The organism is Streptomyces sp. NPDC048291, from assembly GCF_043201715.1.
In the GTDB taxonomy this organism is placed as follows: domain Bacteria; phylum Actinomycetota; class Actinomycetes; order Streptomycetales; family Streptomycetaceae; genus Streptomyces.
Window position 1 is genome coordinate 477,884 of record NZ_JBICZC010000008.1, and the last position, 14,032, is coordinate 491,915.

General features: G+C 71.0%; 10 protein-coding genes. 2 read left to right on the top strand and 8 right to left on the bottom strand.

What is annotated here, in order from left to right; translation table 11 throughout:
• Positions 1-34 precede the first annotated feature (34 nt).
• The 4 genes from ACGF5O_RS24000 to ACGF5O_RS24015 form a co-directional block, all read right to left on the bottom strand.
• Positions 35-2,455, bottom strand: coding sequence for an aminotransferase class I/II-fold pyridoxal phosphate-dependent enzyme (locus ACGF5O_RS24000; protein WP_393811913.1), 2,421 nt, complete (start codon positions 2,453-2,455; stop codon positions 35-37).
• Positions 2,452-3,495, bottom strand: a complete 1,044-nt coding sequence (gene hppD, locus ACGF5O_RS24005; protein WP_393811914.1) for a 4-hydroxyphenylpyruvate dioxygenase — start codon at positions 3,493-3,495, stop codon at positions 2,452-2,454. The genes ACGF5O_RS24000 and hppD overlap by 4 nt, the downstream gene beginning before the upstream one ends.
• Positions 3,483-5,066, bottom strand: a complete 1,584-nt coding sequence (locus ACGF5O_RS24010) for an MBL fold metallo-hydrolase (protein ID WP_393811915.1) — start codon at positions 5,064-5,066, stop codon at positions 3,483-3,485. The genes hppD and ACGF5O_RS24010 overlap by 13 nt, the downstream gene beginning before the upstream one ends.
• A gap of 482 nt (positions 5,067-5,548) precedes the next feature.
• On the bottom strand, positions 5,549-6,631 hold the full coding sequence (locus tag ACGF5O_RS24015) for a prephenate dehydrogenase (protein ID WP_393811916.1): 1,083 nt from the start codon (positions 6,629-6,631) through the stop codon (positions 5,549-5,551).
• A gap of 894 nt (positions 6,632-7,525) precedes the next feature.
• Here ACGF5O_RS24015 and ACGF5O_RS24020 point away from each other — a divergent pair.
• Positions 7,526-8,413 (top strand): transcriptional regulator, encoded by an 888-nt coding sequence (locus ACGF5O_RS24020; RefSeq protein ID WP_393811917.1) that lies wholly within the window; start codon positions 7,526-7,528, stop codon positions 8,411-8,413.
• A 132-nt stretch (positions 8,414-8,545) separates the two neighbouring features.
• Here ACGF5O_RS24020 and ACGF5O_RS24025 read toward each other — a convergent pair whose 3' ends face one another.
• The 4 genes from ACGF5O_RS24025 to ACGF5O_RS24040 all read right to left on the bottom strand — a co-directional run bounded on the left by ACGF5O_RS24025 (position 8,546) and on the right by ACGF5O_RS24040 (position 13,238).
• Positions 8,546-9,538 carry a transporter gene (locus ACGF5O_RS24025; RefSeq protein WP_393811918.1) on the bottom strand — a complete coding sequence of 331 codons (993 nt, stop codon included), beginning with the start codon at positions 9,536-9,538 and terminating at the stop codon, positions 8,546-8,548.
• Positions 9,535-10,428 carry an ABC transporter ATP-binding protein gene (locus ACGF5O_RS24030; protein ID WP_393811919.1) on the bottom strand — a complete coding sequence of 298 codons (894 nt, stop codon included), beginning with the start codon at positions 10,426-10,428 and terminating at the stop codon, positions 9,535-9,537. Before ACGF5O_RS24030 ends, ACGF5O_RS24025 begins: the two co-directional genes overlap by 4 nt.
• 100 nt (positions 10,429-10,528) lie before the next feature.
• Positions 10,529-12,466, bottom strand: a complete 1,938-nt coding sequence (locus ACGF5O_RS24035; RefSeq protein ID WP_393811920.1) for an ABC transporter ATP-binding protein — start codon at positions 12,464-12,466, stop codon at positions 10,529-10,531.
• Positions 12,467-12,500: 34 nt separating this feature from the next.
• Positions 12,501-13,238, bottom strand: a complete 738-nt coding sequence (locus ACGF5O_RS24040; RefSeq protein WP_393811942.1) for an alpha/beta fold hydrolase — start codon at positions 13,236-13,238, stop codon at positions 12,501-12,503.
• A gap of 360 nt (positions 13,239-13,598) precedes the next feature.
• Here ACGF5O_RS24040 and ACGF5O_RS24045 point away from each other — a divergent pair, with 360 nt between their 5' ends.
• On the top strand, positions 13,599-13,814 hold the full coding sequence (locus tag ACGF5O_RS24045; RefSeq protein WP_393811921.1) for an MbtH family protein: 216 nt from the start codon (positions 13,599-13,601) through the stop codon (positions 13,812-13,814).
• The last annotated feature ends 218 nt before the right edge of the window (positions 13,815-14,032 follow it).

The following is a 14,032-nucleotide window of genomic DNA, read 5'->3' on the forward strand; positions in this document are numbered from 1 at the left end:
ACGGCGTACGACGTCGGTCACTCTCGTCGTCCTTTCAGGTGCGGGCCGTGGCCGTGATGAACCGCGCCAGTCGCGCGATTCCCTCACGGATGTCGGCGTGGGTGAGATAACTGACGGACAGCCGGAGCACGTGCTCTCCGCCGCCCTGCGGATAGAAGTAGGACATGGGCGTCCAGATGACGCCGAACTCCTCGGCCGAGCGCGTCAGCGCCGCGTTGTCGGCGGCGAAGGGCACGGTGACGGTCAGGAAGAACCCGCCGCTCGGCCGGTTCCAGCGCACGCCGAGCGCGGTGCGCCGCGGCTCCGGCAGACAGACGTCGAGCTGCCGGAGCGTGGCCCGCATGGCCGCGCCGTAGTGCGCCGCGGTCTCGGTGTTGAGGGCCGCGGCGCCCCCGCCCGCGGACAGCAGCATGCCGGCGACGGCGGCCTGGCTCAGCGCCGAGGTGTTCACCGTCACCATGCTCTTGATCCGGATCAGCTCGTCGGCCAGCAGCCCGGTGTTGCCGTCCCGGTCGACGACGGGCTGGTCCGCGACCACGTAGCCGACGCGGGCGCCGGGGAAGAGGGACTTGGCGAAGGAGCCGAGCTGGACGACCCGCCGCTGCCGGTCCAGCGCCTTCAGCGTGGGCTGCTGCGGCCCCGGACTGACCAACCGGTACGGGCTGTCCTCCAGGATCAGGATGTCCTCGCGGGCCGCCAGCCGCAGCAGTTCGCGCCGCTCGGCGGGGGACATGGTGGCGCCGGACGGGTTGGAGTGGTCGGGGACGACGTAGAAGGCGCGTGGACGGCGTCCGCGGGCGCGCTCCGCTCCGATCGCGGCCGCCAGGTCGGCGCAGCGGAACCCGTCCGGTCCCTCCTCGACCGCGACCGTCTCGATGTCGAGGAGCCGCGCCGCGCCCGTGATGCCCACGTAGCAGGGGCTGGAGACCAGCAGCACGTCCTCGGGTCCGGCGATGAGCGCGCGCAGCGCGAGCAGCATCGCCTCCTGGCAGCCGACGGTCACGACGATCGCCTCGGGCGGCACGTCGATCCGCTCGTCGAGACGGAGCGACTCGGCCACCAGCTCACGGATCTGACCGCCGGTCGGCCCGTACTGGAAGAGCGCGTCACGGATCCGCTCGGCCGACCAGCCGGCCTTCTCCAGGTGCTGCATGTAACGGCGGATGTACCCGAAGATGCTCTCCGGATCGAAGAAACCGTCGTAGGGACGCCCGGGGGCGAAGGAGACGGCCCGCGGATAGCGGTGCGTGATCTCGTTGAGGAAGTTCATGGTGTCCAGCAGCGGATCGCTGACACTGGCGTGCAGGTGCTCCCGCGCCAGCACGGCGTCCGCGGCCGGGGCCGGGGGAGCGGCCACGGAGCGCCGCGGGCGCCGCACGGACGGGGGAGCGCCCCCGGCGACCAGGTCCGGCCCCGCGTCGGACACGGACGCCAGGCCGGTCAGCGCCATCGCGTCGCCCAACTCCTCGGCCACGATGCCCAGGACGTCCGCGACGCCGTCCCGGCCGGCCACGGCCAGGCCGTACAGCACCGGGCGGCCCAGGAGCACCGCGTCCGCGCCGAGCGCGAGCGCCGCGAGCACGTCGACGCCGCGCCGCACGCCACCGTCGAGGAGCACGGGGACACGGCCGGCCGCCGCCGCGGCGACCTCCGGCAGTGCTTCCAGGGCGGCGGGCGCGCCGTCGAGCTGCCGGCCGCCGTGGTTGGAGACCACGACCCCGGCCGCGCCGGCGGCCAGTGCCCGCGTGGTGTCCTCGGCGGTGAGGACGCCCTTGACCAGCACCGGCAGCGCGCTGACGGACCGCAGCCAGGACAGGACCGTCCAGTCCGGCCCCGGGTCGAAGGCTTCGCGGGCGTGGTCGGCGGGGGAGGCGAACCCGGTGCCGGACAGGTTGGCTGGCGTGATCTCCGGCGGCAGCCGGAAGCCGCCTCGCAGGTCCCGCAGCCGCCGGCCGAGACGCGGGGTGTCCGCCGTCAGCACCAGCGCCTCGACGCCGGCCCGCTCGGCCCGCTCGACCAGGGCCCGCATCGTGGCACGGTCGCGCAAGCAGTACAGCTGCAGCCACAGCGGTGCCCCCGCGGCGGCGATGTCCTCGAACGTGCGGCCCGCGAAGGTGCTGACGACCAGCGGCACGCCCGCCGCCCCGGCCGCCGCCGCGGTGGCGACCTCACCGTCCGGGTGCACCAGGGTGTGATAGCCCATCGGGGCGACGCCGACCGGCGCCGCCCACTCCCGGCCGAGGACCCGGGTGCCCGGACCCGGCCGGCCCGCGCCGGTGAGTACGCGCGGACGCAGCCGCACCCGGTCGAACGCCGCCGTGTTCGCGGCCAGCGTCCGCTCGTCCCCGGCGCCACCGGTGACGAAGTCCCATACGCCCGGGGCCATCCGGCTCTGGGCCCGCCTCGCGTAGTCGGCCAGGGTGAGCGGCCCCGGCTCGCCGGCCGGCGACGTCATTCGGTGGCCAGCCGGTCGCGTTCCACGGCCTCGTACAGCGCGCGGATGTTGGCGCTGCCGAACCCACGGGAGCCCCGGCGCTGGATCAACTCGTAGAAGAGCGTGTTGCGTTCGTAGGGGGAGCGGCTGAACAGCTGGAGCAGGTGGCCCCACTCGTCGCGGTCCGCCAGCACCTGCGCGGAACGCAACTCGTCGATCTCGTCGCGCAGTCCGGGCAGGCGCTCCAGCAGCGCGTCGTAGTAGGTGTCCGGGACCGACAGGAACTCGATGCCGCGCGTGCGGAAGTCCGCCACGGCCGGGATGAGGTCGTCGACCAGGAAGGCCAGATGCTGGACGCCGGGGCCGCCGTTGCGTTCGAGGAAGGCGTCGAGCTGGCCGGTTCCCTTCGACAGGTCCGGGGCGACGAAGGTGAACGTGACCCGGCCGGAGGCATCGCGCACCACGATCGAGTCCATCGCGTGCGCGCCGACGTCCACGTACTCGGAGGAGTAGCGGGAGAACCCGAAGGCGTCCCGGTAGAAGTCCGCGTAGGTGTCCAGGGTGCCGCCCTCGACGCAGACCGCGACATGGTCGAGGAGCCGGATGTGCCGGGCGCGCCCGGCCGGGTCCGGCACCGCGTCCGGTACGGCGACCCAGCTGTGGCCCGGCGGCAGTCCGTCGCCGTGCGCGTCCGCGGGCAGCAGGGTGTGGGCGACCCCGCCGAAGCCGGAGACCACCGGGGCGCCCGCCGCCGAGGCGGACCGCCGGGCCCCGGCGGCCACCGCGGCCCGTACCGCCCCGGGCACGTCGTCGCAGGCGAACGCGATGTCCGCGACGCCGTCGCCGTGCGCGTCCAGGAAACCCCAGGTCGCGGGACCGGTCGTGACGACCAGCTGCACGGAGCCCTGCCGCAGCAGCGCGGAACTGCGGTCGACGGCCACCGTGTCGGCGGTCCGTACGAAGCCCAGGGCGGTGACGAGGTAGTCGACGACCGCCTTCTTGTTGCTGGTGTAGAGCTCGATGTACGCGATGTCCGTCCCGGCCATCGTCACCAACGCCATTCCTGCTGACCGTACAGGTGCCCCGACTTGATGCCGTGGTCCGCGCACCAGGTCATGAACTCCTCGATCTGCTTGATCTGGTAGGTGTCCTCGTTGTACGTGGTGGCCATGACGTGCCCGAGCCAGGGCTCCTCGCCCATCGCGTACACGTACGCCTCGCCGGCACCCAGCTCCGTCATGATCGCCGCCGCCTGCTCGGCGTTGGAGCCGGACAGCTTGCGGGAGCTGCTCATCTTCTTCGTCACCGGCTTGGTGAGCAGCGCCTGGTACAGCCAGGTGAGCGGGGCGCCGTCGCACTCCATGCCGAGGAAGGCGTAGTCGGCCGTACCCAGGTGCCGGCGCACATAGCGGTACAGCGCGGGGTCGATGCCGGAGGAGTCGGCGCCGACGAACGCGGACCGGCCCGCCAGGTCCACCCAGTAGGTCGACTTGCTGCGGATGTCGAGGTCGCAGTGTTCGCCGAGGAACGGGGTGGCCACCACCTTGCCGCCCGGGAAGGGGAACTCGTCGTAGTCGTCCGCCTCCACCACCGGGAACCCGAGGTGCTTGAGGTACAGGCCGATCGAGGGGTCCTCCAGGTTGCCGCGCGAGGAGCGGGGCACCACGACCGTGCCGACCCGGCCGCGCAGTTGCAGCAGTGTCTCCAGCACGATGTGGTCCTGGTGGCCGTGGGTGATCAGCACCAGGTCGACGAAGTCCGGCAGGTCGTCCAGGGTGTAGCGGTCGCCCGCGTCCCCGTCGGCGCTGATGAACGGGTCGGTGAGGACCGCTCCGCCGGGGGTCTGGAGCAGCAGGCAGGCGTGCCCGAGGTAGCGGATCCGGCCCCCGGCCTCGATGTGCCGGTCCGGTGCCAGGCTCGGCTCGGGGGCGAGCAGCCCGGACAGCTGCGCGGCCTGCGCGTCGTTCAGCCCCAGCGCCTCGCGCAGGTGCCCGAGGGTGGTCGGGCGGACCCGGGTCCTGAACAGCTCCTCCAGGCCGGGGTGGCGGAAGGGGATCTTCAGCTCCAGTACGTCGGGCGACGGCAGCCTCGGTGTGCTGAGGATGAACGGCCGCTCGACTCCGGGCTCCAGCGAGAGCTGCACCGACTGCCGGTCCTCCATGTAGGCCGGGCTCTGGTAGACGAGCGGTTCGATGAACCGCAGCGCCGCCTGGTTGTCGGTGTCGTACGCCAGCTCCACGAGGCCGCCCAGCTCCGGCGGCAGCTTCGGGTACAGCGGCGTGAGGTCGTATCCGGTGGCGTTGGTCCGCAGCAGCTCCTGGCCCTCCGCGACCGCCTCGGCGAACCGCAGCATGCCGGCCCGCTCGCGCTTGATCTCGTCGAGGAGTTCCGCCACCTGGGAGCTGGCCTCCTCCGGGATGTTGACGAAGAATCCGCCGCGCAGCTCGGGATTGCTGCTCGCCGCGACATGCACCTGCGGCGACTGCAAATACGATTCGAGCATGGGTACCTGAAGAAAGGCCAGATTCATCGAGGCCTGCACAGGAGCCACCGTGTGAAACCAGCCGTAGAAACGGTCGACCAGCGGCTCGATTATTGCTTTCGACCGCAGAAACAGCTGCTCGTCGGGCATGAAGGTGCCTACCTCCCGCAAAGAAGGAACAGAATTCCCAGCCGGTGATTCCGTGTTCTCTGCGCAGCACTATGGCCCGCATGCGGCTCGGGGAACAAGACGCGCCGAGCGGTGTTCAACTGCGGCGGAAACACAGTTGAACACCGCTCGGCGAGAAAAAGAAGGACGGGCCGGACGGGGCTGTTCCCGCCGGTCCGCGGGGGTCGGCCGGCCGGTCCGGCCATGGCACTCGCGGGACTTCGGCGGCGCTGCCAGGACCGCGCGGATCTTTTCCGCGGCCGGCCGCAGTTCCGTCCAGTCCGGCTGTTACCCGCACGAACTGCGAACCCGGCCCGTGGCATCTCGGGCAGCGGTTCCCAGCGGGTGGCGCGAACCGCGGCGCGGTCCCGGGCGTGCGCCGCGGAATTCCACTGCCGGTGCGGAGCGTACGTACTCCTCGGGAATCGGCAATTCGCTCCCGCGTGGAAAGATCTCTCTCCGGGTCAGTGCGGCGGCCAGCCGCGGGCGCGCAGCGACTCCTCCAGCCCGGCCCCGGCCCCCCGGGCGACGCTCAGCCGCACCAGGCCGGTCGGCTGCACCGCCGAGTGCTCAAGAGAGACGTCCTCGATGTTCACCCCGGCCCGGCCGGCATCGGTGAACAGCCGTGCCAGCTCGCCCGGTTGGTCGCCGATGCGGACCGTCACGGTCTCGTACGGCGCCGGGTGCACGCCGTGCTTGCCGGCGATCCTGGCCCGGCCGGCCGCTCCCCGGCGCAGCAGCTCCGCCACGGCCCGGGCGCCGTCGGCACGTTTGGCCTCGTCCGTCGCGGCCATGGCGCGCAGTCCGGCGACGGCGTCCGCGAGGCCCTCCGCCAGGGTCTCCAACAGGTCGGCCACGACGGCCGAGTTGGCGCCGAGGATGTCCACCCACAGCCCCGGGTCGGCGGCCGCGATCCGGGTGAGGTCGCGCACCCCGGGCCCGGCGATCCGCACCTCGCGCTCCTCCGCCCGGGCCAGCAGGTCCGCGACCAGGCTGGCCACCACGTGCGGGAGGTGCGAGACCAGGCCCACGGCCCGGTCGTGGGCGTCCGCCGCCATCACCACCGGCACCGCCCGGCACGCCGAGACCAGCTCCAGCACGGTGTTGAGGGTGTCGGTGCCGGTGTCCGGGGTGGGGGTCAGGACCCAGGTGCAGCCCTCGAAGAGGTCGGGCCGGGCGCCCAGCGGGCCGCTGCGCTCGCCGCCCGCCATCGGATGGCCGCCGAGATAGCGGACGGTGTCGCAGTCGAGGGCGAGCGCGTCCAGCCGGGGCCCGGCCTTGACGCTGGCCACGTCGGTGAAGTGCCGTGCCACCCCTTCGGCCTGCACGTCGCTGAGCACCCCGGCGACCAGGGCGGGAGGCACCGCGAGCACCGCGAGCTCGACCGGCTCCTCGGGCGGTGCGACGGTGCCGGCGCCGAGGGAGGCGGCGGTTCGCGCGGCGCCTGCGTCCGTGTCCCGCAGGTGCACGGTCGCGCCGTGCGCCCGCAGCGCGAGAGCGACGGAGGTGCCCATCAGGCCGGTGCCGATCACCAGGGCGGTCTTCATGGCGGATGTGTCCGTTTCCGGGAAGGGGGACGGCGCCCGTACGGTTCGTCGGTTTCCGGGGTGAACCCGAGCCGGAACGAAGGCGGAACGAAGCCGGAAGGAAAGTCCGAAGTGCCGTCGATTTCCGTGGATGACACCGTCCTCAGCTGAACCACAAACTCCGGTTCATGGTCCTGTATCCATGGTTGCCGGGTGTCCTCGGCCTGTCCACATTCACTCCCGGCGCCCGGTACCCCATGCATGGAATTAGAGCATCCGCTTATTCGAATGAGAATGCAGTGTGAAGGTTCGGGTCCCGGCCCTGTCGTGCGGCGGCCCGGTCGGCGAGGGTGTTCCCGGGTCCCCGGCTGCGGACCTGGTAAGTGTCGAGGCGCTGGTGCGGACCGGAACGGACGCCAGGTGTCTAGACCTTTTGTCAGCTACGGTCGAGAGTCTCGACAGTGCCGTGGCGACTGATGAAGATGGGGACTGGTCTCTTGCAGAGGGCCCGCAGCGCCACGAGTGCCGAGCACGCACAGGGGCCGCGGACGCGGTTTCCGTCCCGGCCGGAGCGCCCTGTCCCGCGGCTCGGTATTCCGGCAGCCGGCCCGGTCGACGTTCAGCGCCACACGGGTCACAGCTGTTCAACGGAAACCATACGGGGGATACATGGATCCATTGATTGCTGGGCCACCGGAAAATATCGGTGAACCCCGAGCTGTCAATTCTGACGGAACACAGAGAGTCAGGTCCCAGACACGATCGAATATCTGGAGCAAAAAGACGGAAACCGTCCCGATCTCGTCCCTGCGCCCCGGAGAGTCGCCGCGCACGGAAGGGCAGGACAGGGAGCACATCGCCAGACTCGCCGAGGTCGACACGCCGTTCCCGCCCATCCTCGTCGACCGGCGCACCATGCGCGTGATCGACGGGATGCACCGGATTCTCGCCACCCTGTGGCAGGGCCGGCAGGACATCGAGGTCGAGTTCTTCGAGGGAACCGAGGAAGACGCCTTCCTGCGAGCCGTCGAAGCCAACGTGACACACGGCTTCCCCCTCTCCCAGGCCGACCGGCGAGCCGCCGCCACGAAAATCATGATCACCCACCCGCACCTGTCGGACCGCGCCATCGCACGGTCCGCGGGCCTCGGCGCCAAGACCGTCGCGGCCATCCGACGCCGTTCCGCCGACGCACTGCCACAGGTGGACGCCCGCGTCGGCCGGGACGGCAGAGTCCGCCCGCTCAACAGCCTGGAGGGCCGGTTACGGGCCGCGGCGGTACTGGCCGAACGGCCGGAGACATCGCTGCGGGAGGTGGCACGACTGGCCGGAATCTCACCCGCGACGGCCGGCGACGTACGCAAGCGCCTCAACTCCGGTCTGCCACCGGCCCCCCTGCCACCCGTACCGCACCCCGCGGAGTGGTCCGAGGACGGGACGGAGTCCGACCAGGAACCGGACCCGGCGGACACCTCCGCGGCGCAGGACCTCCCGGGCCCCCGGATGTCCCGGGTACCCCGGCAGCGACGCCTGCCGGGGCCACTGCTCGACAAACTGATGCGGGACCCGTCCTTACGGCACAAGGAAGGCGGCCGCCACCTGCTCCGCCTGCTCCAGCAGAACGCCATCGGCCCGGCCGAGTGGTCCGAACTCAGCTCCGTGGTGCCGCCGCACTGCGGTGACCTCGTGGCCCAGCTGGCCCGGCAGTACGCCGAGACCTGGCAGGGATTCGCGAAGGAACTGGAGGAGCGGGAACGCTCCCTGAACCGCGAGGCCGCATGCGGCGAGGCGGCCTGCGGCTGAGCACCGCGACCCGGTGCCGCGCACACGACACGGCGCCTGCCCCGGTCCACCGACCGGAGCAGGCGCCGTAGTCCGTCCAGGGCCGCCCGTCGCCCGCCGCGCGACGTAGACGTCACGGGGCCGGGCCCCCGCTCACAGGATCGGCCTGCGGATCCAGACCAGCCCGAACGCGGCCAGCGCGCCCGCGGCCACCGCGTAACCGGCGAACTCCGTCCACTGGAACGACCAGTAGCGCCCGGCCGGCTGATACGTCACCTCGAAATGCAGGTTCTTCCCCGCCAGACAGGCCACGTCCCTGGGCCGGTCCCCGGTCATACAGCTCTTGACCTGATCGGTCCGCACCGGCTTGCCCGCCGCGTCGAGCAGGGTGTGACCCGAGTCCATCACCCACGCCCCCGCGATCACGAAGTCCAGGATCTGCACCTGCTTCCCGCCCAGATCGACCCGCCCCTCCTCGGCCGTCTGCGCGCTGAGCGCCTCCGTCGTCGTCACCGGCTCCCGCAGTTGCGGGCGGACGAGGAACGGCACCGCCACCTGGACGGCCACGAGGACGGCCAGGGCGACCGCCATCGCCGGCAGGGTACGGCGCACCAGCAGCCCGACGAGCGTGGCCAGCACGAACGCGAACACCGCGTACGCAGGCGGCGTGATGTTGCGCGAGCCGAACGACAGAACGGCGAAACGGTTGCCGTCCACCTCGTCGTACGGACTGGCCGCCCAGGTCAGCAGCAGGCTGAAGGCGCCCGTGAACACCACCGCGGCCAGCGCCGGCACCGCCAGCTTCACCGCCAGCCAGCGCGTGCGCGTCACGCTCTGGCTCCACACCAGGCGATGCGTCCCCGCCTCCAACTCCCTGGTGACCAACGGAGCGCCCCAGAAGATGCCGATGACCACGGGCAGCGCCAGCAGCACCGCACTGACGAGAAACACCAGCGTGTCGTACTGCCCGAGGAACGCGTCCCGGGCGGTGGCGCAGCTGTGCCGGGCGGCACAGCCGGCCACCACCTCGTCGTACCGGTCGCGCAGTTCCAGGCCGAGAACCACCAGCACGGCCGCGAAGGCGGCGAGCGCGGTCGTGGCGGTCAGGGCCTGGGCACGGAACTGACGCCAGGTGAGCCAGGTCATGGCCGGACCTCCGAGGACTGCGACGGGACGGCGGAAGGGCTCGCGGCCCGCTCCAGGTACGCGAGGATGATGTCCTCCAGATCCAGGTGCTCCGCCCGCACCGCGTACGGCACCGGACCGGGCGAGCGGACGATCAACGAGCTCTCGTCGCCCGAACCCTCGGCCCTGATGACCTCCGCCGTGGCCGGCAGCTCCGCCAGCTCCTCGCGGCCCCCCGACAACCGGTAGTGCATCGCGACCAGGTCGTCGGCCTCGCCGGTCAGCCTGACCCGGCCGTCGGCCAGCACCACCAGGTAGTCGCAGACCTTCTCCAGGTCGCCCAGCAGATGCGAGGACAGCACCACCCCGACACCGAGATCGGCGACGAACTCCATCAGGTTCTCCAGGAACCCGCGGCGCGCCAGCGGATCGAGCGAGGCCACCGGCTCGTCGCACACGAGCAGTTCGGGGCGCTTGGCCGCGGCGACGGTCAGCGCGAGCTGCGCCCGCTGCCCGCCGGAGAGCCGGCCCGCCCGCTGACCGGGGTCGAGCCCGATCTGCCGGATCCGGCCCTCGGCCAGCTCCTGGTCCCAGCGCGGATTGAGCTTCGCGCCCAGCCGCAGATGCTCCGCGACCGTCAGGTTCCCGTAGACCGGGGTGTCCTGGGCCACGAACCCGACGCGCGCCAGTTGCTCCGCGCCGCTGCCGGGCCGCCTGCCGAGCACCGAGATCCGGCCCTCGGACGGCTCGACCAGACCACAGGTCAGCCCGAGCAGCGTCGACTTGCCGGCGCCGTTCGGACCGACCAGGCCCACCACCCGGCCGGCCGGTATCCGCAGGTCGACACCGGAGAGCGCCGACCTCCGGCCGTACCGTTTCCCGAGGCCGTCCGCCTCGATCGCAAGGGACATCCGATCACCTCTCCTGTGGGGGATCCGTGGGGGGAACCGTCGTGGGAACTGCGCGTGGGGGGATGGTGGGCCCCGTGGGGGGACAAGCGGTGCAGGCCGGTCAGGACGGGTCCGGCAGCGGCACTTCGAGCCGGCGGCCCGCGCCGTTCGGCGCCTGCCGGGAGAACTGCGTGTGGTACAGCTGCGCGTACAGCCCGCCCGCCGCCAGCAGCGAGTCGTGCGTGCCCCGCTCCCGCACCCGGCCCGCGTCGATGACCAGGATCTGGTCCGCGTGCCGGATCGTGGACAGCCGGTGCGCGATCACCAGCGAGGTACGGCCGCTCAGCGCGTTCGCCAACGCCTGCTGGATCGCCGCCTCCGACTCCGAGTCCAGATGCGCCGTGGCCTCGTCGAGCACCACGATCGGCGGCGACTTGAGCAGCACCCGGGCCAGCGCGACGCGCTGCTTCTCGCCGCCCGAGAGCCGGTAACCCCGGTCGCCGACCACGGTGTCGAGGCCGTTCGGCAGCCCGTCGATCACCTCCCAGATCCGCGCCGCCCGGCACGCCTCCTCCAACTCGCCGTCCGTGGCGTCCGGATCGGCGTACAGCAGGTTCGTGCGGATCGTGTCGTGGAAGAGATGGGCGTCCTGCGTCACCACGCCGATCTGCTCGCGCAGCGACGCGAACGTCAGCTCCCGCACGTCCTGCCCGCCGATCCGGACCGCCCCCGCCAACGCGTCGTACAACCGCGGCACCAGGTGGGTGATCGTGCTCTTGCCCGCACCCGACGGGCCCACCAGAGCGGTGAGTTGACCTGCCGGCGCACGGAACGACACGTCGTCGAGGATCCAGGAGTCGTCCGCCTTCTCCGGCACGCGCCGCTCCAGCGACTCCAGCGACCTGAGCGACACCTGCTCCGCCGTCGGATAGCGGAACGACACCCCCTCGAACTCGATGTCGGGGGCCACCTCGCCGGCCGCGGGCAGCGCCCGGGCGTCCGCCCGCTCCTCCAGCAGCGGCTTGAGGTCCATCACCTCGAAGACCCGGTCGAAACTGACCACCGCCGAGATGATGTTCCGCTGGATGCTGGTCAGCTGGTTGATCGGACCGTACAGCCGGAACAGCAGCGTCGTCAGCGCCACCAGGGTGCCGATCTGCAGCACCCCGTCGATGACCAGGCTGCCGCCCAGCCCGTACACCAGCGCCGTCGTACAGGCGGTGAGCAGCGTGGTGGCGATGAAGAACATCCGGCCGTAGACGTCCTGCGTGACCCGCAGGTCGCGCACCTTCGACGCCCGGCCGTCGAAGGCCTCGGCCTCCTGCACCGGACGGCCGTAGAGCTTCGAGAGCATCGCGCCGGCCACGTTGAAACGCTCGTTCATGATCGTGCCCATGGCCGCGTCCTGCTCCATGGCCGCCCGCACCAGCCGCTGCACCCGCTTGCCGAACACCTTCGCGGGCAGGAAGAAGATCGGGATCATCAGCAGCGCGACCGCCGAGATCTGCCAGGACAGATAGAACATCGCCGACACCACCAGCGCCATCGTCAGCACGATGGACACCGACTGGGACAGCACCGAGGAGACCACCTGCTGGGCCCCGATGATGTCCGTGTTGAGCCGGCTGACCAGGGACCCCGTCTGGGTCCTGGTGAAGAAGGCGACCGGCTGCCGCTGCACATGCCGGAACACCTGGGTACGCAGCGTGTAGACGAGGCCGTGGCCGATACGGCCCGAGAACAGGGCCTGACAGTAGATCGCCCCGGCGTCCACCAGCGCCAGACCCACCAGCGCCAGCGACAGGCCCACCACCAACGACAGGCGCTTGTGCATGATGCCCTCGTCGATGATCAGCTTCAGCAGCACCGGGCTGGACGCCGTGATCAGCGCGTCCAGCCCGGTCGCGAGCAGCATCGCCGTCAGCGCGCCGCGATGCCGCAGCGCGTACGGGACGATCCTGCGCACCGTGCCCGGCTTGATCTGCTGCCGGGTGATGGAGTCGTCGTTGAACCTCATACGCCGGGGACCGAGGGGCTCCGGGCCGCCCATCATCGCCATGGGGGACTTCCTTCCGATCGGGGCCCGGCTGCGGTCAACCGAGCGAACTGTGCTTGTCGAGGAACTCGATGACCGCCTGGTTGAAAGGCTCCGGGCGCTCCAGATAGCCGAGATGGCCGCAGTCCCGCAGCTCCACGAGGTCGCAGTCCGGGATGGCCTCGGCGACCTCCGCGCCCAGATGCGGCGGGCTGATCCGGTCATCGGTGAACGTGATCACCCGGCACGGCACCGTGAGCCGTGCCAGCTCCGCACGCCGGTCCCGTCCGGTGTCGATCCAGGCCTGCCCGCCGGCCTCACCGCCGTCGCCGGAGTACTCGAACAGGTCGAGCCACCCCGCCACGGCGGACTCGTCGTCGACGGTCGCCGGCGACAGCATGTCGAACACCGTCTTCACCGCCCGGTACCCGCGCGGCAGTTCGAGGCCGCTCTCCCGCAGCGCCCGGCTCGCCGCGTCCTGCGCCCGACGCGCCCGATCGGAACGGGACTTGGTCGCGGCCAGCACCGCGGTCCGCACCAACTCAGGCTGGGACACGGCCAGTTCCTGGGCGATCAACGCACCCAGGGACACCCCGACGAGATGACACGGACCGAGCTCCAGAGCCCGGATCAGGCCCGCGGTGTCCGCGACCATATCGTCGAGCGAGTATTTCCCGGGCGGTATCGCGGAAGGCGACACACCTCGGTTGTCGAAAGCGAAGGTCCGATATCCGGCGGCGTTCAGCGCAGGCGTCTGGTACATCTCCCAGACACGCGCCGACGCACCCGATCCCATGATGAGCAGGACATTGACACCGGACCCGGAAACCGAATAGGCGAGTTGGATGCCGTTGCTCTGCAGGTAAGGCAAGATGGCCTCCCGATCCGCGCGTTGTGGAGATGCCGTCGTCGGGACACGCGCACACTATGCCAGCGACCGGGTGAACACAGAACGACGGTGTTCAACCGCTGCCTTGCGCCAGTTGAACAGCCGTGGTGAAAGGCCTGTTGGACAGTGGATAGCGCCCTTGTCATCCTGGCTTCGGCCGACGAGAGTTGCGCATCGAGTCGCCCGGTCAATTCGGCCAGGGAGATGTCCCCTCGTCATCGGGGCCGCGAATCCACTGGTCACCACGGTCCGAGAGGAAGGCTTGCCATGAACCCCTTCGAAGATCCCGACGCGAGCTATCTGATCCTGGTCAACGAGGAAGGACAGCACTCGCTCTGGCCGGTCTTCGCAGACGTGCCCGAGGGATGGACCAAGGTGTTCGGCGCGGCCGGACGCCAGGAATGCCTCGACTATGTCGAGAAGAACTGGACCGACCTGCGTCCGAAGAGCCTCATCGAGGCCATGGAGAAGGACCGCGCGTAAATCGCGGACAGAGAAGAACCGCGGGTGACAACCGCGGGCAGCAGAACCGCGCACAAGGCGAGGCGGACGGCCTGGCGAGCCGTCCGCAACAGCCGCCGGTGAACGCGGATCCGTCTTTCACACCGCCCGGTGGCCGCCCAATTCCGCCACCCGTGGCGTTCGGTGGTGCAAGTCAGTGAATCGATCGGGAGATGGGAATCGTTGTGTCTCGAGTCGGG

Bases quoted from the DNA above. Each gene is read 5' to 3' on its own strand.
- ACGF5O_RS24020 (WP_393811917.1), top strand. From the start codon at position 7,526: ATGCGCGTGATCGACGGGATGCACCGGATTCTCGCCACCCTGTGGCAG.
- ACGF5O_RS24035 (WP_393811920.1), bottom strand. From the start codon at position 12,466: ATGGCGATGATGGGCGGCCCGGAGCCCCTCGGTCCCCGGCGTATGAGG.
- ACGF5O_RS24030 (WP_393811919.1), bottom strand. From the start codon at position 10,428: ATGTCCCTTGCGATCGAGGCGGACGGCCTCGGGAAACGGTACGGCCGG.
- hppD (WP_393811914.1), bottom strand. From the start codon at position 3,495: ATGGCGTTGGTGACGATGGCCGGGACGGACATCGCGTACATCGAGCTC.
- ACGF5O_RS24015 (WP_393811916.1), bottom strand. From the start codon at position 6,631: ATGAAGACCGCCCTGGTGATCGGCACCGGCCTGATGGGCACCTCCGTC.
- ACGF5O_RS24010 (WP_393811915.1), bottom strand. From the start codon at position 5,066: ATGCCCGACGAGCAGCTGTTTCTGCGGTCGAAAGCAATAATCGAGCCG.
- ACGF5O_RS24040 (WP_393811942.1), bottom strand. From the start codon at position 13,238: ATGGGATCGGGTGCGTCGGCGCGTGTCTGGGAGATGTACCAGACGCCT.
- ACGF5O_RS24000 (WP_393811913.1), bottom strand. From the start codon at position 2,455: ATGACGTCGCCGGCCGGCGAGCCGGGGCCGCTCACCCTGGCCGACTAC.
- ACGF5O_RS24025 (WP_393811918.1), bottom strand. From the start codon at position 9,538: ATGACCTGGCTCACCTGGCGTCAGTTCCGTGCCCAGGCCCTGACCGCC.
- ACGF5O_RS24045 (WP_393811921.1), top strand. From the start codon at position 13,599: ATGAACCCCTTCGAAGATCCCGACGCGAGCTATCTGATCCTGGTCAAC.